Source organism: Rahnella aceris (genome assembly GCF_011684115.1).
In the GTDB taxonomy this organism is placed as follows: Bacteria; Pseudomonadota; Gammaproteobacteria; order Enterobacterales; family Enterobacteriaceae; genus Rahnella; species Rahnella aceris.
Map to the genome: position 1 here is coordinate 2,463,812 of NZ_JAADJV010000001.1, position 23,046 is coordinate 2,486,857.

General features: G+C 53.5%; 18 protein-coding genes. 12 read left to right on the forward strand and 6 right to left on the reverse strand.

Annotated features, from left to right (window positions below; genetic code table 11):
- Window positions 1–132: 132 nt before the first annotated feature.
- The gene (gene ppk1, locus GW591_RS11280; protein ID WP_013576566.1) at window positions 133–2,202 is read left to right on the forward strand and encodes a polyphosphate kinase 1; all 2,070 of its coding nucleotides are present in this window, start codon (window positions 133–135) and stop codon (window positions 2,200–2,202) included.
- A 22-nt stretch (window positions 2,203–2,224) separates the two neighbouring features.
- Window positions 2,225–3,769: an exopolyphosphatase gene (gene ppx / locus GW591_RS11285; protein WP_013576567.1), complete on the forward strand. Its 1,545-nt coding sequence runs from the start codon at window positions 2,225–2,227 to the stop codon at window positions 3,767–3,769.
- Between the two features lie 75 nt (window positions 3,770–3,844).
- Here ppx and GW591_RS11290 read toward each other — a convergent pair whose 3' ends face one another.
- Window positions 3,845–6,076: a sensor domain-containing phosphodiesterase gene (locus tag GW591_RS11290; RefSeq protein ID WP_225444898.1), complete on the reverse strand. Its 2,232-nt coding sequence runs from the start codon at window positions 6,074–6,076 to the stop codon at window positions 3,845–3,847.
- Window positions 6,077–6,589: 513 nt separating this feature from the next.
- Between GW591_RS11290 and GW591_RS11295 the strand changes: the two genes are divergently transcribed.
- From GW591_RS11295 to GW591_RS11305, 3 genes are all read left to right on the forward strand, one after another.
- Window positions 6,590–6,808, forward strand: coding sequence for a YfgG family protein (locus GW591_RS11295; RefSeq protein ID WP_013576570.1), 219 nt, complete (start codon window positions 6,590–6,592; stop codon window positions 6,806–6,808).
- A gap of 9 nt (window positions 6,809–6,817) precedes the next feature.
- On the forward strand, window positions 6,818–8,257 hold the full coding sequence (gene mgtE, locus GW591_RS11300; protein WP_015690293.1) for a magnesium transporter: 1,440 nt from the start codon (window positions 6,818–6,820) through the stop codon (window positions 8,255–8,257).
- A gap of 204 nt (window positions 8,258–8,461) precedes the next feature.
- Window positions 8,462–10,744, forward strand: a complete 2,283-nt coding sequence (locus GW591_RS11305) for a diguanylate cyclase domain-containing protein (protein WP_166860715.1) — start codon at window positions 8,462–8,464, stop codon at window positions 10,742–10,744.
- A gap of 7 nt (window positions 10,745–10,751) precedes the next feature.
- Here GW591_RS11305 and alkA read toward each other — a convergent pair whose 3' ends face one another.
- Window positions 10,752–11,624, reverse strand: a complete 873-nt coding sequence (alkA, locus tag GW591_RS11310) for a DNA-3-methyladenine glycosylase 2 (RefSeq protein ID WP_119261873.1) — start codon at window positions 11,622–11,624, stop codon at window positions 10,752–10,754.
- A gap of 68 nt (window positions 11,625–11,692) precedes the next feature.
- The gene (gene cysS / locus GW591_RS11315) at window positions 11,693–13,084 is read right to left on the reverse strand and encodes a cysteine--tRNA ligase (RefSeq protein ID WP_013576574.1); all 1,392 of its coding nucleotides are present in this window, start codon (window positions 13,082–13,084) and stop codon (window positions 11,693–11,695) included.
- Between the two features lie 227 nt (window positions 13,085–13,311).
- Here cysS and ppiB point away from each other — a divergent pair, with 227 nt between their 5' ends.
- Window positions 13,312–13,806: a peptidylprolyl isomerase B gene (gene ppiB / locus GW591_RS11320; RefSeq protein ID WP_013576575.1), complete on the forward strand. Its 495-nt coding sequence runs from the start codon at window positions 13,312–13,314 to the stop codon at window positions 13,804–13,806.
- Window positions 13,807–13,817: 11 nt separating this feature from the next.
- Window positions 13,818–14,540: a UDP-2,3-diacylglucosamine diphosphatase gene (gene lpxH, locus GW591_RS11325; protein ID WP_119261874.1), complete on the forward strand. Its 723-nt coding sequence runs from the start codon at window positions 13,818–13,820 to the stop codon at window positions 14,538–14,540.
- Window positions 14,541–14,651: 111 nt separating this feature from the next.
- Here the strand turns inward: lpxH and miaE are convergent, their stop codons facing one another.
- Window positions 14,652–15,284, reverse strand: coding sequence for a tRNA-(ms[2]io[6]A)-hydroxylase (gene miaE / locus GW591_RS11330; RefSeq protein WP_166860603.1), 633 nt, complete (start codon window positions 15,282–15,284; stop codon window positions 14,652–14,654).
- A 180-nt stretch (window positions 15,285–15,464) separates the two neighbouring features.
- Here miaE and purE point away from each other — a divergent pair, with 180 nt between their 5' ends.
- Window positions 15,465–15,974, forward strand: a complete 510-nt coding sequence (gene purE, locus GW591_RS11335; protein ID WP_013576579.1) for a 5-(carboxyamino)imidazole ribonucleotide mutase — start codon at window positions 15,465–15,467, stop codon at window positions 15,972–15,974.
- Window positions 15,971–17,035, forward strand: coding sequence for a 5-(carboxyamino)imidazole ribonucleotide synthase (purK, locus tag GW591_RS11340; protein WP_119261876.1), 1,065 nt, complete (start codon window positions 15,971–15,973; stop codon window positions 17,033–17,035). Before purE ends, purK begins: the two co-directional genes overlap by 4 nt.
- Window positions 17,036–17,180: 145 nt before the next feature.
- On the opposite strand, the gene ybbP is transcribed toward purK, so the two are convergent.
- Both ybbP and ybbA read right to left on the reverse strand, forming a co-directional pair.
- A complete protein-coding gene (gene ybbP, locus GW591_RS11345) occupies window positions 17,181–19,613 on the reverse strand; it encodes a putative ABC transporter permease subunit YbbP (RefSeq protein ID WP_119261877.1) in 2,433 nt (810 codons plus the stop codon).
- The gene (gene ybbA, locus GW591_RS11350) at window positions 19,610–20,296 is read right to left on the reverse strand and encodes a putative ABC transporter ATP-binding protein YbbA (protein ID WP_015690299.1); all 687 of its coding nucleotides are present in this window, start codon (window positions 20,294–20,296) and stop codon (window positions 19,610–19,612) included. The genes ybbP and ybbA overlap by 4 nt, the downstream gene beginning before the upstream one ends.
- On the opposite strand from ybbA, the gene tesA reads away from it, so the two are divergent.
- From tesA to GW591_RS11365, 3 genes are all read left to right on the forward strand, one after another.
- A complete protein-coding gene (gene tesA / locus GW591_RS11355) occupies window positions 20,267–20,896 on the forward strand; it encodes a multifunctional acyl-CoA thioesterase I/protease I/lysophospholipase L1 (RefSeq protein WP_015690300.1) in 630 nt (209 codons plus the stop codon). The two genes, ybbA and tesA, sit on opposite strands and share 30 nt — an antisense overlap.
- A gap of 122 nt (window positions 20,897–21,018) precedes the next feature.
- Window positions 21,019–21,795: an SDR family oxidoreductase gene (locus GW591_RS11360; RefSeq protein WP_112197391.1), complete on the forward strand. Its 777-nt coding sequence runs from the start codon at window positions 21,019–21,021 to the stop codon at window positions 21,793–21,795.
- 208 nt (window positions 21,796–22,003) lie between these two features.
- Complete coding sequence (locus GW591_RS11365; protein ID WP_131638164.1) at window positions 22,004–22,861, forward strand: co-chaperone YbbN; 858 nt, start codon at window positions 22,004–22,006, stop codon at window positions 22,859–22,861.
- Window positions 22,862–23,046: the final 185 nt, after the last annotated feature.

Here is a 23,046-nt window from a genome sequence, read left to right on the forward strand (position 1 = left end):
CACAGATGACTTCCTGCTGCGCTGGCTGCTTAAAAGGCGGGCAACACGAAGAATATGTTGAGCTACATTGCGGTGTTTTCAGGCAAATTTGCCTGTATGGGCCAGGTTGCAAGCTAAATGAACGGAGTGAAAATGGGTCAGGAAAAGCTTTATATCGAGAAAGAACTAAGCTGGCTGTCCTTCAATGAGCGCGTGTTGCAGGAAGCGGCTGACAAAAGCAATCCCCTGATCGAACGGATGCGTTTTTTAGGGATCTACTCCAATAACCTGGATGAGTTTTATAAAGTCCGTTTTGCCGATTTAAAACGACGGATCCTCATCAGTGAAGAACAAGGTTTTCTGGGCGCGTCCCGTCATTTGCTGAAAAAAATTCAGGCGAAGGTGCTGCGCATTGATCAGGAATTCGACAGTCTTTACAACGATTTGCTTCTGGAAATGGCGCGTAATCAGATCTTCCTGATTAACGAACGCCAGGTTTCTGAAAACCAGCAAGCCTGGCTGCGTCAGTACTTCAAACATCAGCTGCGCCAGTACATCACACCGATTCTGATTAACCACGATACCAATCTGGTGCAATTCCTCAAAGACGATTACACCTATCTGGCAGTGGAAATTATCCGTGGCGAAGAGATCCATTACGCGCTGCTGGAAATCCCGTCCGATAAAGTGCCGCGTTTCGTTAACCTGCCGCCGGAAGCACCACGCCGTCGTAAGCCGATGATCCTGCTGGATAACATCCTGCGTTATTGTCTGGATGATATTTTCAAAGGCTTCTTCGATTACGATGCACTGAACGCGTACTCCATGAAAATGACCCGTGACGCCGAATATGATCTGGTCACGGAAATGGAATCGAGCCTGCTTGAGCTGATGTCATCAAGCCTGAAACAGCGTCTGACCGCCGAACCGGTACGTTTCGTTTATCAGCGTGATATGCCGGATGAAATGGTCGAACTGCTGCGCGGTAAACTTGGCATCTCCAATTATGATTCGGTGATTGCCGGTGGCCGTTATCACAATTTTAAAGATTTCATCGGCTTCCCGAACGTCGGCAAAGCCAATCTGGTCAACCGTCCGCTGCCACGTCTGCGCCATTTGTGGTTCGATAAATTCCGCAACGGCTTTGCGGCGATCCGCGAGCAAGACGTGCTGCTGTATTATCCGTACCACACGTTTGAGCACGTACTGGAACTGTTGCGTCAGGCATCGTTCGATCCGAACGTGCTGTCGATAAAAATCAATATTTACCGCGTGGCGAAAGATTCCCGCATTATCGAATCGATGATCCACGCCGCGCACAACGGTAAGAAAGTCACTGTTGTCGTCGAACTGCAGGCGCGCTTCGATGAAGAAGCCAATATTCACTGGGCGAAACGTCTGACTGAAGCCGGTGTGCACGTTATTTTCTCTGCGCCGGGCCTGAAAATACACGCAAAACTCTTTCTTATTTCCCGACGCGAAGGCGACGAGATTGTCCGCTATGCTCATATCGGGACCGGTAACTTTAACGAGAAAACGGCGCGCCTTTATACCGACTATTCACTGCTCACCGCCGATGCGAGGATCACCAACGAGGTCCGCCGCGTCTTCAACTTTATTGAAAACCCTTACCGCCCGGTGTCGTTCGAGCATCTGATGGTGTCACCGCAAAACTCGCGCGACATGCTTTACCGTTTGATCGACCGTGAAATTGCCAACGTTCAGGCGGGCGGAACAGGCGGAATTACGCTAAAAATCAATAATCTGGTGGATAAAGGGCTGATAGACCGCCTCTACGTCGCGTCTAACGTCGGGGTGAAAATCCGTCTGCTGATCCGCGGGATGTGTTCTCTGGTGCCGAATTTACCCGGCTTTAGCGAAAACATTCAGGTTACCAGCATCATTGACCGCTATCTTGAACACGATCGCGTGTATGTCTTTGAAAATGGCGGCGATTCCAAAGTCTTCCTGTCTTCAGCCGACTGGATGACGCGTAATATTGATTATCGTATTGAAGTGGCCGTCGCCCTGCTCGATCCGCGTTTGAAACAGCGCGTTCTGGATATCCTTGAGCTGCTGTTTAGTGACACAGTAAAAGCCAGAGTGATTGATAAAGAACTGAGCAACCGGTATGTTCCACGCGGAAATCGCCGCAAAGTCCGTGCGCAACTGGCGATTTATGAATATCTGAAAGAGCTGGAACAACAAAGTCAGCAAGCCTGAACCCCTGGAGCGTTACACAACTATGCCCCTTAAAAGCAGCCCACTGAATGCCAAGCCACAGGAAATTGCGGCGATTGATCTCGGGTCGAACAGTTTCCATATGGTCATTGCACGCGTCGTTAACGGCGCGCTGCAGGTCCTGGGACGCCTGAAACAGCGCGTCCATCTGGCCGATGGTCTCGACAGTAAAAATGTGCTCAGTGAAGAAGCCATTCAACGCGGGCTGGATTGCCTGGCTTTATTCGCCGAACGCCTGCAGGGTTTTCCGGAAAATAACGTCACTATCGTCGGTACACATACGCTGCGTCAGGCAGTGAACGCCGAGGAATTTCTCAAGCGTGCCAAAGAAGTCATCCCCTACCCGATTGAAATTATTTCCGGGCAGGAAGAAGCACGACTTATTTTTATGGGTGTTGAACATACGCAGCCTGAAAAAGGCCGCAAGCTGGTGGTCGATATCGGTGGCGGTTCAACAGAACTGGTCATCGGAGAGGACTTCGAGCCGTTGCTGGCCGAAAGCCGCCGTATGGGCTGTGTCAGTTTTGCGCAGATGTTTTTCCCCAATGGCGAAATCAGCCGCAGTAACTTCAAACGTGCCCAGCTCGCTGCTGCGCAAAAGCTGGAAACCCTGGCGTGGCAGTACCGCCTGCAGGGCTGGCAGTATGCTTTGGGTGCCTCCGGCAGTATTAAAGCGGCGCACGAAGTGCTGGTCGCGATGGGCGAAAAAGACGGCTTAATTACCCCTGAACGGCTGGAAATGCTGTCCGAAGCGGTACTGAACTTTAAACATTTCAGTGCCCTGGATTTACCAGGCTTATCGGAAGACAGGCAATCGGTGTTCGTGCCGGGGCTTGCCATTCTGCGCGGCGTGTTCGATGCGCTGGCGATCAAAGAGCTGCGTCTTTCTGACGGCGCACTGCGTGAAGGTGTGCTGTATGAAATGGAAGGCCGTTTCCGTCATCAGGATATCCGTACCCGTACTGCCAAAAGTCTGGCTGAGCATTACAACATTGACCGTGAACAGGCGCGCCGTGTGCTGGATACCACAGAGCAATTGTATGCCCAGTGGCTGGCGCAAAATACCAAACTGGTGCAGCCACAGCTGGAATCACTGTTGAAATTCAGCGCCATGTTGCATGAAGTCGGTCTGAGCATTAACCACACCGGCATGCACCGCCATTCCTCGTATATCCTGCAAAATACCAACTTGCCGGGTTTCAACCAGGAACAGCAAACGCTGCTGGCCACACTGGTCCGCTTCCACCGAAAAGCCATCAAGCTGGAAGAACTGCCGCGCCTGAATCTGTTCAAGAAGAAACACTACATTCCGCTGATCCAGCTTCTGCGTCTAGGGGCGTTGCTCAACAATCAGCGTCAGTCAACGACAACGCCTGAATCCCTGCGGTTATCTACCGATGATAATCACTGGACGCTGCGTTTCCCGGCCGGATATCTGGCTCAGAACAACCTGGTTCAGCTGGATTTCGAAAGAGAACAGAGTTACTGGGATGACGTGACAGGCTGGAAACTGATGCTTGAGGAAGAAGACGGTATTGTGAAAAACTAACCGTTTCGCTGCAATAAAAGAGCCCTCTGGCATCTGATGCGCAGAGGGCTTTTTCTTTCCGGACATCGCTCAATGTCAGACGTTCGGGAATTCCAGTAGTTTGTTTAACGGTTGCGGTTTACCCACCAGATAACCCTGCATGTAATCCACACCCAGCTCGTGCAACGCGATTTTCTGTTCTTCAGTTTCCACATACTCCGCCACAATCGACAGATGCTTCATGCGCGCCACCTGACAGATTGACTGCACAATGTAGGCGTCCAGCGAATCAGTGAGCATATTGCGCACGAAGCTGCCGTCAATTTTCAGGATATCGGCCTGAATAGCCTTCAGACGACCGTAACTGGCGTAGCCCGTACCGAAGTCATCAATCGCAATGCGGCAACCGTAGGAACGCAATTCCCGCATCGCCAGGTCGGCATATTTCATGTTCTGCAGCAGATGGGATTCGGTCACTTCCAGCACGATCTGGAACGGTTCTACCTCATATTCCAGCATCAGCGTTTTAAAATCGCGGCTAAAGGTCGGGCGGCACAGCGTCGAGGGCGTGAAATTCACCGCAAAGCGCAGACTCGGCAAATGAACACGGTTCTGATTAATAAACATCAGTGTATGTTTCAGCACCCACATATCCAGCTGATACGACAAACCGAACTCATGCACCACCGGCAGGAATTTATCCGGTGTGATCAGCGTTCCTTCGGCGCTGTCAGACAGACGCAGCAGGATTTCATGATAACTGTCGCCACGCACCCCGAAGATGGGTTGCGCCATCAGCACAAAGCGATCGTCATCCAGTGCCCGCTGAATTTTATGCAGCATGTCGACTTTTTCTCTGATCTCCAGTTGTACCTGACTGTGGTCGTTTTTATTGGATTCCGGCTGCCCGGTGGTCAGGGAAACTTCAGCAATACCGCTCAGTTCGCCCAGCAAAATCGGCAGATGTTCCACTGGCGAATACACGGTACAGTACGATAAGCCTATATTGGGATGCAGCGGCAAGCCGTTCCAGATCAGGCGAAAGTCTTCCAGATAGTCATGCAAATTCTGCAATTTTTTATCCGAATCTTCGCAGTTAAGCCGCAAGACCAGATCATAACCCGGTAAATGATAAACCCGCTCACCCGGTTGCAGATAAGGCTTCAGCCCGTGGGCCAGTTGTTGTTTAAACTGGATACGCAACTGCATGCCGTAGTTACGGCTCAGCACGTCCATATCGGAAACACGGATAAAACACAGCATGGAACGCGGATAGCTCGCCAGATCGCGGTTGAAGGCACGCAGGTTTGGCAGACCAAACACCGGATCCTGCAATGCGGCGGCGCTGGATTTTTTCATCAGCAGACGCTGACGTGAGGCGATGGCCGCCATCAGCAACAACGTCATCGTATAGACCAACATCAGGGCGGACACGAACACCAGATTATGAACAAAGCCGTGTTCGGAGATAAACCCCTGATAAAATTCAAATAACACAGTCAGGGTGACGGTCCAGACGATACTGATAAAGTAATAACCGTAGCGCCAGGCTCCAAACAGCAATACCGGAAACAGTAGCGTCAGCGTGTAATCGCTGAGTAAAATCTTCATGAACGGTTCACTCAGCCCCGGCAGGCACAACAACGTGACCATGACCCCCAGAACCGCAAACCACAGCATAATCTCAGCAAACTTCACGCCTGGTGCCATTTCCTGACGCAACCTCGTGCAGACCACACGTAAATAATGCGGCTTGCGGATAATGCGTATCACCAGATAAATCACATGCGAGTTAAGCAGAATACCAAGGACCATCCCCTGTAAATTGACCAAGGTCCTGAGCGTGAAAAAGTCCCGCGTCGCCATGCCGAGATAATCGGGCAGCAATCCGCTTTCAATCACAATTTGCAGCACGATGACTAAGAATAATGTCAGGAAAATCAGCAACCAGCCTACCCGGGCTTTCGCCAGATTCATCAGACCGAGCGGTGCGGACCAGCGACTTCCCGCCTGCCAGCGATAGCCCAGCCAGGCCAGAGACAGCGCGGCGAAATAAATCACCGTCATCAGCATCCCCATCTCGAAGCCAATCCGCAGGTAATAGCGCAGGAAAAGCGTCAGGACGATGCCCGGCAATGCGGCCCAGTCAAATACCATCAGCAACGCGACGCAGGTCGCCATCGGCATATAAATGAGATAAGTACGGCCATCCGGCAGGGAAATCATCGGAGAAAGCCACGAGGTCACCGGGATCAGCACCAGAGCAAAAATCGCAGGAAGGCCCCACCATTTATGGCGCATGTCTTGCCAGGAAAATTTTTTACGCATCAAGTCCATCTAAGTTTTGCGCATGAACTTCATGCTGCAGTGAAGGGTTCAGGGTGTAATAGACATCAGACAGACAGTCCGATGACGATGGCCACAGGTTCCGTCCTCAATTATCGTTGTAAAAACGTCATCTCACAGAAAAAACGCAGAAGAAAAAAGAATACAGCGGAGGCCGGGATATAAATTTTAAAATATGGCTGGATTCTAATGTGACTTATCTTAAATCCCTTGATGCATATCAATAAACACAATCTTTGTGATTTGACAAAAATTCATCTCAGACAAATTCATCGCGTGATGCATGAAATAAAATTTTTTTGGCAATTTCATGCGATCCTTCTTAAGGAGAACGAAAAGTCTTAGGTTTGATGGATTTATACCCCTTTAAACCGCGCGTTTGCCCTTAATCCGATTATCTGGCTGCCTGTTTAGATGTGTTATATATTGTAAACGTTATCATTTGCACACCTTCATTCCTTCACCGGAGCAACGATTTACTTAAGCGATTAAATTATGTCTCGAAAAACCAACATCAGAATGACGAAAATCGTTTTAGCGATAAGCTTCATTATTTTGTTCGGGCGTCTGGTCTACTCCGCTATCGGTGCGTATTCACATCATCAGAATCAAAAACAAACCCGGACCGATACGCAAACTGTGGAGTTACAGGAACAGACTCCGGCAAAAACCTGTACCGGCACGCTGAAAACCTGTCGTTACTCAAAGGACTAAGGATCACAAATGTCTGGTGGAAAACCAAAGAATTACGGCCAGAAACTGGCTGAAAGCCGCAGCAGGATCCTCGATCTCCTTCTGAACACCGATGACCTCGCCGACAGTATTCTGGGCGAGGAACCTGATGTTGATGACGTCACCCGCGCACAACTGATGGACAACACCGCCGAGCTGACCTCGCGGGTACAAAGTCTTCACGCGGCGGACGTTGCGGACGTACTGGAAGCACTGCCGATCCGTGAGCGTCTGGCGTTATGGCGGCTGGTCGAACCCGCTGCACGCGGTAAAGCGCTGGTGGAAGTCTCAGAAACCGTCTGGGACAGTCTGATCGAAGAAATGAGCGATAAGGATTTGCTCAAAACCATGTCACTGCTGGATGTGGACGATCAGGTTTATCTGGCGGAGTATCTGCCCCGCGACCTGATTGGCCGCGTACTGACCTCACTGGATCCCCGCCAGCGAGAGAAAGTCCGCGAAGTGATGAAATTCAGCAAAGAATGCGTTGGCCGTATCATGGATTTCGAGTTGCTGACCGTTCGCCCGGATGTCTCACTGGGCACCGTTCAGCGCTTTCTCCGCTCACGTAAGTCAATTCCGCAGGCAACCGATAAAGTCTTTATTACTGACCGGAAAAATACGCTGCTTGGCGAATTGCCGCTGACCACGATTTTATTGAACGCGCCGCATACGCTGGTTTCCGACGTGATGATCACCGATCTCACCAGTTTTGAACCGGAGGACAAAGCCGAAGACGCCGCCAGCGCGTTCGAACGTTATGACCTGATCACCGCAGCCGTCGTGGATAAAAAAGGTAAACTGATGGGCCGCCTGACGGTGGAAGAAATCGTCGATTTCGTCAATAACGACACCGACAGTAACTTACGCCGCATGGGTGGCTTAAGCCCTGAAGAAGATGTTTTCTCGCCGGTAACCAAAGCCGTGCGTAACCGCTGGGCGTGGCTGGCCATCAATCTGTGTACGGCGTTTGTGGCTTCCCGTGTGATCGGCCTGTTTGAACACACGATTTCGCAGCTCGTTGCGCTGGCCGCGCTGATGCCCATTGTCGCCGGTATCGGCGGAAATACCGGCAATCAGACCATCACCATGATTGTCCGCGGGCTGGCGCTGCACCATGTTCAGCTCGGCAATCTGAAATTCCTGATGTTCAGGGAGCTGGGCGTGGCGCTGATCAACGGCCTCGTCTGGGGCGGATTAATGGGGATTGTCACCTGGCTGCTCTATGGCAACTGGGAGATGGGCGCGGTGATGACGCTGGCGATGGTGCTAAATTTACTGCTGGCCGCGCTGATGGGTGTCGTCATCCCCCTCACCATGGTACGCCTGGGCCGCGACCCTGCGGTCGGATCCAGTGTGATGATTACCGCGCTGACAGACACTGGCGGATTCTTCATTTTCCTCGGCCTTGCCACCATTTTCCTGCTTTAACAAAATGAATTCCGGCTTTCTGGCCGGAAAATTCGTTATCTATTACAGCGTAATGTAGAATTTATATTAATCATTAGCGCTGATTTTCCGGTACTCATTAACCCCTGCCGCAGTTCGCCCTGCGGTAGTGCATTGATAACATTAATCAATAAGTATCACTGCGACTGCCTGCAACGCTCCGTCAGCCAGAAAAAGGTTTTCACCGTGGAAAATAGCAAGCCGCCCTCAACTGGGGCTAATCGGGCAAACTGGACATCCTGCTTACTTTTAGGCACCTCAACCTGCCTGCTGGCCTTTGCCTGTTTGAGTATCATTCAGAAGTCGTCCAGCCTCGCCGGATTGTGGCTACCGACAGCATTGCTGATCCCTGTTTTATTCCACCATCGCTATCGCGACTGGATCCCGCTGCTGTGCGCCGCCGCACTGGGCATCGCGGCATCACATACGATCCTCGGTACGCCCTTCTTTCGCTATCTGCCTTATCTGCTCAACAACCTTATTGAGGCTTCTCTGTGTGCGGATTTATTGCGCAGAATATTGCCGGCGCAGGATCCGCTTTCGGGGCTGAGTTCCTGGATGAAATTCCTTTTCGTCGCGGTGATCTTCTGCCCGCTGGTCAGCGCGTTAATCATGCTGTTGTTTATTCTGCATGTTCATTCTCCGGCAGAATTACAAAGTCGCTTTACCACCTGGTTTATGTCAGAAGCCGTGGCGATCCTCGCGCTCACGCCGCTGGGGCTTATCTACCATCGCGGCTACCTGGTTAAACTGATCACCTCGCCGCGTCTTTTCGGACTGCTTCTGACGTTGATCCTGACGCTGGCGGCCGGTTTTCTGGCCCTGAAATGGCTGCCTTACACTTTCGCCTTTATCACCATTCCGCTGTTATCGGCCGCCATCCGTTTACCCCGTATGGAATCGTTCATCATTTTCCTCTCGATGACACTGATGATTGCGTTACTGCATACCAGCGGCATTATTTCCGTTCAGCCGCACCTGGCGGATCAGCTCCCTCAGGGATTGATTTTCCTGCCGCTGCTATTGATTCTGATGCCTGCGAATGCCATGGCGATGGCAATGCATGCGTTGCGTACTGAAAAATCTCACATCACGCAAAGTGAAAATCGCTTCCGAAACGCCATGGAATATTCCGCAATTGGCATGACGCTGGTATCACCGGAAGGCAAGCTGCTGCAGGTGAACAAAGCCCTGTGTCATCTGCTGGGTTATGAGGCGGAATATCTGACCACCCTGACGTTCCAGGAAATTACCTATCATGAAGATCTGGGCAAAGACCTGGCGCTGTTGCAGCAATTGCTGAACGATGACATCCAGAGTTACACCCTGGAGAAACGTTATCTGCGCCGCAGCGGAGAAGTTATCTGGGCATTCCTCGCCGTATCTCTGGTACGTGATGAACACCATAATCCGATGTATTTCATTTCTCAGATTGAAGATATCAACGAGCTTAAACACACCGAAATGACTAACAAGCGCCTTTCGGAAGCGCTGCATGAAGAAAAAGAGCTGCTGCATATCACGCTGAATTCGATCAATGAAGCGGTGATCTCCACCGACCGGAATATGAATATCACTTTCATGAATCCGGTCGCAGAGAAAATGACTGGCTGGAAAGAACAGCAGGCGCAGGGGCAACCGGTAGGCCGCATCGTGCGCATCAGCAAAGGAGCGGGAGGGCCGCTTATCGACGATCTTTTGCAGTTTGATATCAATGAAAATCTGCACTCTTCCGTTGAGCGTTCGCTGGTTCTGCACGGCCATCACACGGCTTTGTTTGATGTTCAGCTGGCAGTGTCACCGCTGCGCACCCTGAAAGACGAACCGATTGGCATTGTGCTGGTGCTACAGGACGTCAGTAAATCCCGCGAACTGATGCGAAAACTCAGTTACAGCGCCTCTCACGATTTACTCACCGGGTTGTCGAATCGTGGCAGTTTCGAATCGAGCCTGAAAAAAGCGCTGAATCTGACTGCAACGCAACGTCAGCCTCACGGTCTGGCGTTTATCGATCTGGATCATTTTAAAGCGATTAACGACACCGCAGGACATGCTGCAGGGGATGAACTGCTGCGCCAGATCAGCGCACTGATGCAGGAGAACATCCGCAACAGCGACCGGCTGGCAAGGCTGGGCGGCGATGAATTTGCGCTGATCTTATTTGATTGTCCTCAGGAAGAAGGGCTGGCAACGCTGCAGCATCTGGTGGACAAAATCAACGATTTCAAATTTATCTGGGAAGGAAATGCCTACCGGATCGGAGCCAGCGCAGGAATGACGCAAATAAACGATGCGAACATCACCGGCAGCGAATACATGGCGCAAGCGGATATGGCCTGCTACATCGCCAAACACAACGGACGCGGGCGGGTTTATAAATATGAACCGGCGCAAAAAACGGCCACTGCACATACCAGCGGTGCCATCCCCCCTGAAGACCATCAGTCTGGCACAGAAGTGTCACGTTAATCCCCGCCTACGGCGTGCCCGGCTGCCACTCATTATTGAACCACAAATGCAGCGTGGCGTAGGTGCGCCAAGGTTTCCAGACTTCGGCATAGCGGGCTATCTTCGCGGGCGTCATGCCCGGAAAACGCTGTTTAATCAGATAGTCACCGCCGAGAAAAATATCAGGCGCAGACCAGGCGCGCATTGCCACATAACTGGCAGTCCAGTTGCCAATCCCCGGCATCGCCTGCAGCTGTTTTATTCCGTCCTGCACATCGGTGATGTCATCCAGCGGCAAGCGCCCCTCATCCACTGCCTGCGCAATATTAATCAGACACGCTGCACGTTTGGCCTGCACACCAATACCCCGTAAATCGTCTACCGTTAACTGCCCGATGGCCGCTGCAGACGGAAACAAATGCGTCAGCGCGGCAAACGGCGTACGCACCGGTTCGCCCCATTTTTCAGTCAGCCGCGTCGCCAGTGTCGCCGCCATTTTCACGCTCACCAGTTGCCCGAGGATCGCGCGCACCATCAGTTCAAAACGGTTGACGCAGCCCGGCAGGCGTAATCCCGGCGCATTGTCAGCCAGTCCCCCCAGCCCCTCGGCGATAAGCGTGGGTTGCGCGTCCAGATCCAGCAACCGCCGCACCCGGGCAACTATGTTCTCCGTGACCGGCGAAAGCGACGCCGACACTTCCAGCTCAACGCCATTTCGCTCAGGCAACGGACGCAACCGCAACCAGCCGGTCAGCCGTTCGCCGTGGTGCATCACCGCCAGCGTACGCTGGTAATATTCGCCATCCTGCTGTTCAACACCCTGCAATGCACGCGCGCCGAGAAATGCCGTCATCCATTGCCAGTCATACGGAGGCTGATAGGTCAGAAACAGGGTTGTCACAGCATGATCCTTATAAAAATGGCCCCCGGTTGGGAGCCATAATTCAGTATTAAGAACAAAAGAATAGACTATTTTCTACGCCAGGTGGTCCCTGCCGCGCCGTCTTCTAACACGATACCCATTTCATTGAGACGATCGCGCGCTTTATCCGCCATGCCCCAGTCTTTGCTGGCGCGGGCATCGTTACGCTGTTTAATCAACGCTTCGATTTCAGCCACTTCGTCATCGTTATCCGCCTGAGCACCGGATTTCAGGAACTGCTCCGGATCCTGCTCCAGCAGGCCAAGTACGCCTGCAAGTTGCCGCAGTTCCGCTGCCAGACCGTTGGCCGCAGACAGATCTTCCGTTTTCAGACGGTTGATGTCACGTGCCATATCGAACAACACGGAATAAGCTTCCGGTGTGTTGAAATCATCGTCCATAGCCGCACGGAAGCGCGTAACGAAAGCCTCACCACCGGCTGGCGTTGCAGCGGCATCAGTGCCGCGCAGTGCGGTGTACAAACGCTCCATCGAGGTACGCGCCAGTTTCAGGTTCTCTTCGCTGTAGTTTAGCTGGCTGCGATAGTGACCCGACATCAGGAAGTAACGCACGCTTTCAGCGTCATAATATTTCAGCACATCGCGCACGGTGAAGAAGTTATCCAGTGATTTGGACATCTTTTCGCGGTCGATCATCACCATGCCGGAGTGCATCCAGGTATTCACATACGGGCCGTCATGGGCACAGCTTGACTGCGCAATTTCGTTCTCGTGGTGCGGGAACATCAGGTCAGAACCGCCGCCGTGAATATCGAAATGCGCACCGAGCTGTTTGCAGTTCATCGCGGAACATTCGATATGCCAGCCCGGGCGACCTTCGCCCCACGGAGATGTCCAGCTCGGTTCGCCCGGCTTGGACATTTTCCACAGTACGAAATCCATCGGATTGCGTTTCACGTTGGCTTCGACTTCGACGCGCGCACCCGCCTGTAACTGATCCAGATCCTGACGGGACAACAGTCCGTAATCCGGATCACTTTCCACCCAGAACATCACATCACCGTTCGACGCGACATAGGCGTGGTCACGGTCAATCAGCTTCTGCACGATATCGATAATTTCGTGAATGTGCTGCGTGGCGCGCGGTTCGGAGTCCGGCGGCAGAATGTTCAGTGAAGCAAAATCAGCATGCATCTCGGCGATCATACGGTCGGTCAGCGCCATAAACGTTTCGCCATTTTCAGCGGCACGTTTAATGATTTTATCGTCGATATCGGTGATATTGCGCACGTATTTCAGGTCATAACCGAGGTAACGCAGGTAACGCGACACCACGTCGAAAGACACAAAGGTGCGACCGTGGCCGATATGACACAGGTCGTAAACAGTGATCCCACACACGTACATCCCGACTTTACCGGCATGAATTGGCTTGAATTCCTCTTTTTGGCGACTCAGGGTATTAAAAATCTTCAGCATCAGGCTATTCCGTGTGTTGGGCGTAGAAAATGACGTTGGCGCGTTTAAGCGACACTAACGCGTATAATATAACGAAAATGATTTCACCGAAACGGCATAAGGCCGCCGGACGGGCTTTAGTCGTCACAAAGCCGCTGCTGACGGCAACTTTTGAGTTATGGTATAAGAAAAGGCTATAGTAGCCGCTCTTACTAAGAGCACACATCAACATTAGCAGGATGATAATTATGGTCACTTTCCACACCAACCACGGCGACATCGTCATTAAAACTTTCGCTGACAAAGCGCCAGCCACGGTTGAAAACTTCCTGAACTATTGCCGTAAAGGCTTCTACGACAACACAATTTTCCACCGTGTGATTAACGGTTTCATGATCCAGGGCGGCGGTTTTGAGCCAGGCATGAACCAGAAAAACACCGATGCGCCTATCAATAACGAAGCAGACAACGGCCTGAAAAACACCAAAGGCACGCTGGCGATGGCGCGTACCAACGATCCGCATTCCGCCACGGCACAGTTCTTCATCAACGTAACTGACAACGACTTCCTGAACCACAGTGGCAAAAACGCACAGGGTTGGGGCTACTGCGTATTCGCAGAAGTGGTTGAAGGTCAGGACGTGGTTGACGCGATCAAAGCCGTCAAAACCGGCCGCAGCGGTATGCACCAGGACGTTCCAAAAGAAGATGTTGTGATCAAAAGCGTCACAGTCAGCGAATAATCAACGTCGGGATGACCACGTTTTTTATCGCAGATATCCATCTTTGCGCACAGGAACCGGCAATCACTGCCGGTTTTCTGCGTTTTCTACGTGAAGATGCGCCGCAGGCCGACGCCCTGTACATTCTCGGTGACCTGTTCGAAGCCTGGATTGGCGATGATGATCCGCAGCCGCTTCACGCTGAAATCTCGGCGGCCCTAAATCAGTTACACCAGCAAGGTGTGCCCTGCTTCTTCATTCACGGCAACCGCGATTTTCTGCTCGGCAGACGTTTCGCCCGCGACAGCCTGATGACGTTGCTGCCGGAGAAAAAAGTGCTGGAACTGTATGGCCGCCGCGTCCTGATCCTGCACGGTGACACGCTGTGCACCGACGATGTCGCGTATCAGAACTTCCGCAAAAAAGTCCACAATCCGCTGATCCAGAAACTGTTCCTGATGCTGCCGCTGAAATGGCGACTGGGCATTGCTGCCAGAATGCGCGCCAACAGCAAGGCGTCGAATCAGGGCAAATCACTGGAAATTATGGATGTGAACCCGCAGGCGGTGGTCAGCGAAATGCAGATGGCAGGCGTGGAGTGGATGATTCACGGTCACACCCATCGTCCGGCAATTCACGATGTGCCGCTGGAAAATAAAACCGGCCACCGCGTGGTACTCGGCGCATGGCACGAAGAAGGCTCGATGGTGAAAGTCACCGCCGATAACGTCGAGCTGATCAGCTTCCCGTTTTGAGTCACCTCAAAGTTACCCAAAATAATTTGAGTTGCTGGAAGGCGACAAGCTCATGAATCCCTGGGAGCTTAGCTGACTAAGTGACCGGGGTGAATGAGTGCAGTCAACGCATCAGCAGCCCGAAGTATGAAGGGTAACGGGTACGCCTGAATGGAAGCGGAATTGTTCGTCCGGCGTGAGGACCAGTTCCGCTTCAATCCTGCCAAACTCCTCTACCCGCTCACTGATATCCGTTCCGGCATATTGCTCCGCCAGCGCCAGATAATCGGCAAAATGCCGTGATTCTGAACGCAGCAATGAGGTGTAAAAACGCGACAAGGTTTCGTCGAGATGCGGCGCAATTTTGGCAAAACGCTCACAGGATCGCGCTTCGATGTACGCCCCGATAATCAGCCGGTCGACCAGAATATTCAGATCATCGTGATGACGGGTATGTTTGATCATACCGCTGGCGTAGCGCGAGGGGGAAAGCTGGGTATAAGTAATATTGCGCTTTTGCATGATTTCCACCACTTGTTCGAAGTGATGAAGCTCTTCACGCGCCAGACGCGCCGCACAAAACAGCAGCTCGGTGCGATCCAGATATTTGGTCATCAGGCTCATCGCCGTGGCCGCCGCTTTCTTTTCACAGTTAGCGTGGTCGATCAGCATCACCGTCTGATTTTCCAGCGCCACATCCACCCACAGAGCGGGTGTTTCACAGTGAAGAAAATCATAAATCGGTGCCAGTAAAGCCTGCGTCATAAATCAGTTTCCAATGAAGTTTGTCATTAATATATTGGTTTGGATTATACAAATCTGCCGCCAACTTCTCATCAAAAATGCGCCGTTTTCCGGCGACGCAACCGTTTTCCTCCCTCACGGAGCGTGCTATCATTTGCGCCCTCGCAGTTTCTATTTCCGAATCACAGGAGCTTTACAGACATGTCATCCAACGTTACCCCGGCAAAAATCGCCATCGTTATGGGGTCTAAAAGTGACTGGGCGACCATGCAGTTCGCCGCCGACGTCCTCACAACGCTGAATATTCCTTTCCATGTCGATATCGTCTCCGCTCACCGTACGCCGGACAAATTGTTTACTTTCGCTGAGCAGGCTTCCGCTAACGGTTTTGATGTGATCATCGCGGGTGCCGGTGGCGCAGCGCATTTACCGGGCATGCTGGCGGCGAAAACGCTGGTGCCGGTGCTGGGCGTGCCGGTGCAAAGTGCTGCACTCAGTGGCATCGACAGTCTCTATTCCATTGTGCAAATGCCGCGTGGTATTCCGGTCGGTACGCTGGCGATTGGTAAAGCCGGTGCCGCAAACGCCGCATTGCTGGCGGCACAGATTCTTGCACTGCACGATGCTGAGATTGCCAAAAACCTGGCCGCGTGGCGCACCGCACAAACTGACGAAGTGCTGAATAATCCCGACCCGCGGGAGGAAGCATGAAACCGGTTTGCGTACTCGGAAACGGCCAGTTAGGCCGAATGCTGCGTCAGGCCGGTGAACCGCTGGGCATCGCCGTCTATCCTGTCGGCCTTGATGCTGAACCGGAAGCCGTGCCGTATCAGCAAAGCGTGATCACCGCTGAAATCGAACGCTGGCCGGAAACGGCACTGACCCGCGAACTGGCGACGCACAATGCGTTCGTTAACCGCGACATTTTCCCGCGTCTGGCCGATCGCCTGACGCAAAAACAGTTGCTCGACCAGCTCGGTCTGGCGACTGCGCCGTGGCAATTGCTGGCCGATGCCGCCGAATGGCCGCAGGTATTCTCCCGGCTTGGCCAACTGGCGATTGTGAAACGTCGCGTCGGCGGGTACGACGGCCGGGGTCAGTGGCGTCTGCGTTCTGGTGAAGAAAATACGCTGCCGCAGGATTGCTATGGCGAATGCATCGTTGAGCAGGGTATCAACTTCTCCGGTGAAGTTTCGCTGGTGGGCGCGCGCGGTCACGATGGTAAAACCGTGTTTTATCCGCTGACCCATAACCTGCATCAGGACGGCATTCTGCGCACCAGTGTTGTGCTGCCGCAGCCGGATGCCGCCCTGCAACAGCAGGCAGAAAACATGCTGTCGGCGATCATGAACGAACTGAATTATGTCGGCGTGATGGCAATGGAGTGTTTCGTGGTCAGCGAAGGTTTGCTGATCAATGAGCTGGCACCGCGTGTGCATAACAGCGGGCACTGGACACAGAACGGCGCCTCTTACAGTCAGTTTGAAATGCATCTGCGCGCCATCCTTGGTCTGCCGCTGCCGAAACCGGTGGTGAGCACACCGTCAGTGATGGTGAATCTGATTGGCACGGATGTGTCAGAAAAATGGCTGAGCCTGCCGCTGGTCAATCTGCACTGGTACGAGAAAGACGTGCGTCCGGGTCGTAAAGTCGGACACCTGAATCTCAACGACGCCAGCGTCCGCCTGCTGAAAGACAATCTCAACGCACTGGTCCCGATGCTGCCGGAAGAATACGCCAGCGGGATTGAATGGGCAGTTGAAAAGCTTTGATTTGATCGGCTCCCTCCCCTGCGAAGGGGAGGGTTGGGGTGGGGTATTAAGGTCAAAATCTCATAGTTAAAGTGTGCTTTGACAAACAGTTAGCCATTAAAACCCCCTCCCTGCCTCCCCCTTCGCAGGGGGAGGAGTTTAGAAACTACGAGTCGTATTGCCGGAACAACGCCCGCCCCCGCAGCAACCGCACACCCAGCCAACCGCCGCAAACCGACAGCAGCACCGCGCTGACCACCGGTACCGCAATCCACATCAGATAATTCGGTTCCCATGGGAAATCGAAAACCTGGCGTTGCAGTAGCCACAATGCAGCTTCCGCGCCGATGGCGGCGGCGATCCCCGCCACCAGCCCGAGCACGGCAAATTCACACCACAATGTCCGGTGCAGCATTTTTTTGCTGGCACCCAGCGTGCGGTAAACAATCAGCTCCTGACGGCGCTGACGCATGCCGACCTGAATCTGCGCCAGCAGCAGCAATCCGCCGCACAGCATCACCAGGATCACCATCACTTCCAGCGCCCGACTCACCTGCTGTAATACCTGGCCGACCTGACGCAGGATCGAGCCGATATCCAGCAAACTCAGCGTCGGGAACTGACGGTTAAGCTGCGTGATGGTGCTGACATCACCGTGATAACGGAAGCTGGTCAGCCAGCTTTGCGGTTGTGCATCCAGCGCACCCGGCGGGAAGATGAAGTAGAAATTCGGCTTCAGGCTGTCCCAGTCCACTTTACGCAGGCTGGTGATTTTGGCGCTGAATTCCTGCGTATCACCGCTGAACGTGACGGTATCGCCCAGCTTCAGTCCCAGACGCCCCGCCAGCCCTTCATCTACCGACACTTCACCGGCTTTCGGCGGTCCGTTGCCTGCAACCAGCGGATTGTGATCCGGCAGTCCCTGCATCCAGGTCAGATTCAGTTCACGGTTGACCGCCTCTCCCCCTGCGTCATCCGGTTTGATGATATCAGTGGCAACTTTGTCGTTAATCTTCGTCAGACGTACCCGCACAATCGGGTAGAAGGTTTCCGGTTGCGCGTTATGCTGATGCAGGAAATCCGTCACCTGCGGGATTTGGTCTTTGGTGATATTAAGCAGGAAGTAATTCGGGCTGTCCGGCGGCAGTTGTTGCTCCCAGCGATCCAGTAAATCCCCGCGCATCACCAGCAGCAACGCCAGCAACATAAATGACATCGAGAATGCCGCCAGTTGGCTGAGCGTCACCCACGGCTGACGCAGCAGACGGTTGACCGCCAGACGCAGCGGTAACTGACGGAATGTCAGCTTGCGTAACAGCAGCAGCGCCCCCCAGCCAATCAGACCAAGCAGCAGCGAAAGTACCAGTACGCCCGCCAGCAATGACCAGAGCAGCGAACTGCCGCCCATCAGCGCCGCCAGCAAACCCACCACTACCACAACCATCACCGGCAGGAAATAACGCAGCGGCCATACATTTGCCACCACATCATGGCGCAGCACCCGCAGTGGCTGGGTCGCAAGCAACTGGCGATACGGACGAATGCCGATCAACAGCGAGATCACCACCATCGCGCCCATCGACCACACCCACGGCCAGCCACCGGCAGGCGGTAATTCTGCCGGCAAAACCGGCGCCAGCACTTTCATCAGGATGGCTTCAAATGCCAGACCAACCACACTGCCGCACAACCCCGCCAGCGCCAGCACCGCCAGCCACTGACCGATAATCAGTTTTTGCAGCGCCTTTTTCCCGGCACCCAGCGTTTTCAGTACCGCAACCAGATCATAACGGCTGCGGCAGTAATGCCCCATCGACACGGCAATCGCGGCGATTGACAGCATCAGGGTCAGCAGTGCCGACAGCGTGAGGAATTGCTGAGAGCGCTGTAATGATTTGCCCAGCGCCCCGTCGGAATCCTCCATCCCGCTCCAGCGCTGATCAGGCTTAAGCAGACCTTTTATCGCTTCGCCGTAACTTTGAATCGCTTGCGGCGAACCGGCAAACATATAGCGATAGGTCAGACGACTGCCCGGCTGAACAGCCCCGGTTTTCGGCACGTCTTCCAGATTCATGATCACCCGGGGCGCAGTCTGGAACGGGTTAAAGCCCGAATCCGGCTCCTGAACAATCACACCGGCAATTTTCAGCGTGGTATCTCCGACATCCAGATTGTCGCCGACTTTTACGTTCAGCAGTGCCAGCAGGCGCGGCGCGACCAGCACCGTTCCCGGTTCAGGTTTCAGTCCTGCCGGTTCGGTTTGTAACGCGCCATACAGCGGATATGCCAGATCGGTGGCTTTCACCGCCGCCAGTTGCGGCGTTTCGCCGGCAAACGTCATGGTCATAAAAGAGAGCTGACGGCTGACTTTCAGCCCCTGCGACTGTGCATCCTGCAACCAGGCTTCCGTAATCGGATGCGCGGAACGCAGGACGCGATCCCCGGCGATAAACTCACGGCTTTGCTGACTCAGCCCTTTGTCCATGCGGTCGCTGATACTGCCAAGCGCCAGCACACAGGCCACTGCCAGGGTCAGCGCCAGCCAGACGATCAGCAGCGAAGGCGAACGCCATTCCCGCCAGAACCAGCGCCAGATCATGCTTCCTCCCATAATTTCCCGTCGCGCAGACGCAACCGCCGCTGACAGCGCGCCGCCAGCTGTTCGTCATGCGTGACCAGAATCAGCGTCGTTGCCGCATCGCGGTTCAGTGAAAACAGCAAATCGACAATACGCTCGCCGGTCACGCGATCCAGATTGCCGGTCGGCTCATCGGCAAACAATAATTTCGGCTTGCCGATGAATGCCCGCGCCAGCGCCACACGCTGTTGTTCGCCGCCGGAAAGCTGCGCCGGAAGATGATGCAGACGCCCGCCCAGCCCGAGACTTTCCAGTAACTGCACGGCCTGCTGACGACTGCTGCTGTCGCTTTCACCGCGCAACAACGCAGGAAGCTGGACGTTTTCCAGTGCGTTGAGTGTCGGCACCAGCATGAAAGACTGGAACACGAAACCGACATTTTTTGCCCGTAGCGCCGCGCGCCCTTCCTCATTGAGTTCGCTGAGGGATTTGCCCAGTAATTTCACATCACCCCGGGTGCCATCATCCAGCCCGGCAAGAATGCCCAGCAAGGTGGATTTACCGGAACCGGATTCGCCAATCAGGGCAATTGTCTGGGCAGGTTTGACAACCAGCTCCACACCGGACAGGATGGTGAGCTGACCTTCACCCTGACCGACGTGCTTACTTAGATGATGAACTTCAAGAACATTTTCCGCTGGCATCTCCCCTTCCTTATGTTGTTAGGATTATTGAGTTTTCGCGCCGTTGCTGCTGATAACTTGCTGATTATTGGCGACAGTTTGAGTGCAGTCTATCGCCTTCCGGTAGCCGAATCCTGGCCGACATTACTGAATAACACATGGCAAAAAGAAGGTGGCAAGCCCACCATAATCAACGCCAGTATCAGCGGCGATACCGCTGAACAAGGGCTGGCACGCCTGCCATCCTTGCTGCAACAACATCACCCCCGCTGGGTGCTGATTGAACTGGGTGCCAACGACGGATTGCGGGGTTTCCCGCCACAAACCCTTTCCCGGACGCTGCAACAGGTGATTGAACAGGTAAAACAGAGCAATGCCCAACCGTTGCTGATGCAAATCCGTCTGCCACCCAATTATGGCCGCCGCTACGGCGACGCGTTCTACGCCATTTATCCGGCGCTGGCAAAGCAGGAAAACATCCCGCTGGTGCCGTTCTTTATGGAGCAGGTCGCCGTGAAACCTGAATGGATGCAGGACGACGGTTTACATCCTGCGCTGGCAGCACAATCCTTTATTGCCGGATGGATGTCAGAAAAACTCACGCCGCTGCTGACGCATTAGGGTTAAAATACGACGAATAAAAATAATACCGGGACGTGAGTAAAACCAAGACGTTACCTTTTTCACCCGACTCCCTAGTAAATCACAGTCATAAAAAATAGGGACACCTCACAGGTAAAGTTATGCAAAAAGCAGTATTAATCACCGGTTGTTCCAGCGGTATCGGGCTGGTTGCCGCACAGGATTTGCGCGCACGCGGTTATCGGGTACTGGCGGCATGTCGGAAAACGCAGGATATCGACACGCTGCAGCAGATGGGGTTTGAAACTATTCAGTGCGATCTTGATGATAAACAGAGCGTCGAACTTGCGGCCGCCGAGGTCATTGCGCTGACAGGCAACCGTCTGTATGGCTTGTTTAATAATGCGGGTTACGGCGTTTATGGCCCGCTCAGCAGCATCAGCCGTGAGCAGTTCGAACAACAATTCTCCACCAATTTATTTGGTACACATCAGCTGACGCAGCTTCTGTTACCCGCCATGTTGCCACACGGCGAAGGCCGTATTATCCAGACCAGCTCGGTGATGGGGCTGATTACTACGCCGCGCCGGGGCGTGTATGCTGCCAGTAAATTTGCACTGGAGGCCTGGTCCGACACACTGCGCATGGAGCTGCACGGCACCGGTATTCAGGTCAGCCTGATTGAACCCGGCCCGCTGAGCAGTAATTTCACCGCCAATGTGAGTCAGTCGCAGACCGACCAGCCGGTCGAAAATCCGGGTATTGCCCGTCGTTTTACACTCAAGCCGGAGGCGGTTTTGCCCAAACTGCACCATGCTTTAGAACATCCGCGCGCGCGCCTGCGTTATCCGGTCACACTGGTCGCCCATGCACTGACGGTGCTGAAACGCCTGTTGCCCGCGCGCGTGCTGGACAAAATATTACGCGGAAACAGCTAAGTAAAAGCGATACGGGGTTGAAGCGGCAAGAGTCGCCCCCATTTGTTCTTAAATACTTTAATTTTCTATACCCTAAATAATTCGAGTTGCGGGAAGGCGGCAAGCTCACGAAGACCCGGGAGCTTAGATAACTAAGTGACCGGGCTGAATGAGCGCAGCCAACGCATCAGCAGCTCGAAGTATGACGGGTAGCGGAGAGACAGAATTCATGCTTGCACAACCTACAGTAATCGATATCAACGAAACCAACCTGCACCAGACGCTGGAACAATCCATGTCTGTGCCGGTGATGTTCTATTTCTGGTCTGAACGCAGCCAGCATTGCCTGCAACTGGGTCCGGTTCTCGACAAACTGGCCGTCGAATACGCCGGTCAGCTAATCCTGGCAAAAGTGGACTGCGATGCCGAGCAGATGATCGCCCAGCAGTTTGGTCTGCGCTCGATCCCTGCCGTTTATCTGTTCAAAGACGGTCAGCCGGTCGATGGTTTCCAGGGTCCGCAGCCGGAAGAAGTGATCCGCGAACTGCTGCAGAAAGTGTTGCCGAAAGAAGAAGAGCTGAAACTGGCTCAGGCGCAGGAAATGTTGCAAGCGGGCGATGTGAATGGTGCCCTGCCGTTGCTGAAAGAAGCATGGCAGTTGAGCAATCAGCGCAGTGACATCGGTTTGTTGCTGGCGGAAACACAAATTAATCTGCACCGTACTGACGATGCCGAAGCCGTGCTGGCGACCATTCCGTTACAGGATAAAGATTCCCGTTATCAGGGGCTGATTGCGCAGATCGAGTTACTGAAACAGGCCGCCGATACGCCGGAAATTCAGCAACTTCAGCAGGCGTTGTCGCAGGATCCTGAGAATGCCGAGCTGGTGGTCAAACTCAGCCTGCAACTTCATCAGGTCGGGCGTAATGAAGAAGCGCTGGAACTGCTGATGGCACCGCTGAAGAAAGACTTAGGGGCGGCGAACGGTGCGGCACGTAAAACGCTGATGGATATTATGGCAGCACTCGGCACCGGCGATGCGCTGGCCGCCAAATACCGCCGCCAGTTATATTCCCTGCTCTATTGATTCATCCGGTTTCACCGTAAACGCCCTGCGCACGTCACTTCTCCGGACGTGCGTTTTTTTTAGCATTTCCCCCGTCTTTTATCCTCTGAACTATCCTTTTATTAATACGATGACTTAACGATTTGTGCGACAATTGAACACGCGCCTGACCGGTCGGTGAGTGCGCCAGGGACATGTTTTTATTC

Excerpts from the sequence above, each read along its gene's own strand:
- ppk1 (WP_013576566.1), top strand. The coding sequence starts at position 133 with ATGGGTCAGGAAAAGCTTTATATCGAGAAAGAACTAAGCTGGCTGTCC.
- ppx (WP_013576567.1), top strand. The coding sequence starts at position 2,225 with ATGCCCCTTAAAAGCAGCCCACTGAATGCCAAGCCACAGGAAATTGCG.
- GW591_RS11290 (WP_225444898.1), bottom strand. The coding sequence starts at position 6,076 with ATGCGTAAAAAATTTTCCTGGCAAGACATGCGCCATAAATGGTGGGGC.
- GW591_RS11295 (WP_013576570.1), top strand. The coding sequence starts at position 6,590 with ATGTCTCGAAAAACCAACATCAGAATGACGAAAATCGTTTTAGCGATA.
- mgtE (WP_015690293.1), top strand. The coding sequence starts at position 6,818 with ATGTCTGGTGGAAAACCAAAGAATTACGGCCAGAAACTGGCTGAAAGC.
- cysS (WP_013576574.1), bottom strand. The coding sequence starts at position 13,084 with ATGCTGAAGATTTTTAATACCCTGAGTCGCCAAAAAGAGGAATTCAAG.
- ppiB (WP_013576575.1), top strand. The coding sequence starts at position 13,312 with ATGGTCACTTTCCACACCAACCACGGCGACATCGTCATTAAAACTTTC.
- lpxH (WP_119261874.1), top strand. The coding sequence starts at position 13,818 with ATGACCACGTTTTTTATCGCAGATATCCATCTTTGCGCACAGGAACCG.
- miaE (WP_166860603.1), bottom strand. The coding sequence starts at position 15,284 with ATGACGCAGGCTTTACTGGCACCGATTTATGATTTTCTTCACTGTGAA.
- purE (WP_013576579.1), top strand. The coding sequence starts at position 15,465 with ATGTCATCCAACGTTACCCCGGCAAAAATCGCCATCGTTATGGGGTCT.
- purK (WP_119261876.1), top strand. The coding sequence starts at position 15,971 with ATGAAACCGGTTTGCGTACTCGGAAACGGCCAGTTAGGCCGAATGCTG.
- ybbP (WP_119261877.1), bottom strand. The coding sequence starts at position 19,613 with ATGATCTGGCGCTGGTTCTGGCGGGAATGGCGTTCGCCTTCGCTGCTG.
- tesA (WP_015690300.1), top strand. The coding sequence starts at position 20,267 with ATGAACTTCAAGAACATTTTCCGCTGGCATCTCCCCTTCCTTATGTTG.
- ybbA (WP_015690299.1), bottom strand. The coding sequence starts at position 20,296 with ATGCCAGCGGAAAATGTTCTTGAAGTTCATCATCTAAGTAAGCACGTC.
- GW591_RS11360 (WP_112197391.1), top strand. The coding sequence starts at position 21,019 with ATGCAAAAAGCAGTATTAATCACCGGTTGTTCCAGCGGTATCGGGCTG.
- GW591_RS11365 (WP_131638164.1), top strand. The coding sequence starts at position 22,004 with ATGCTTGCACAACCTACAGTAATCGATATCAACGAAACCAACCTGCAC.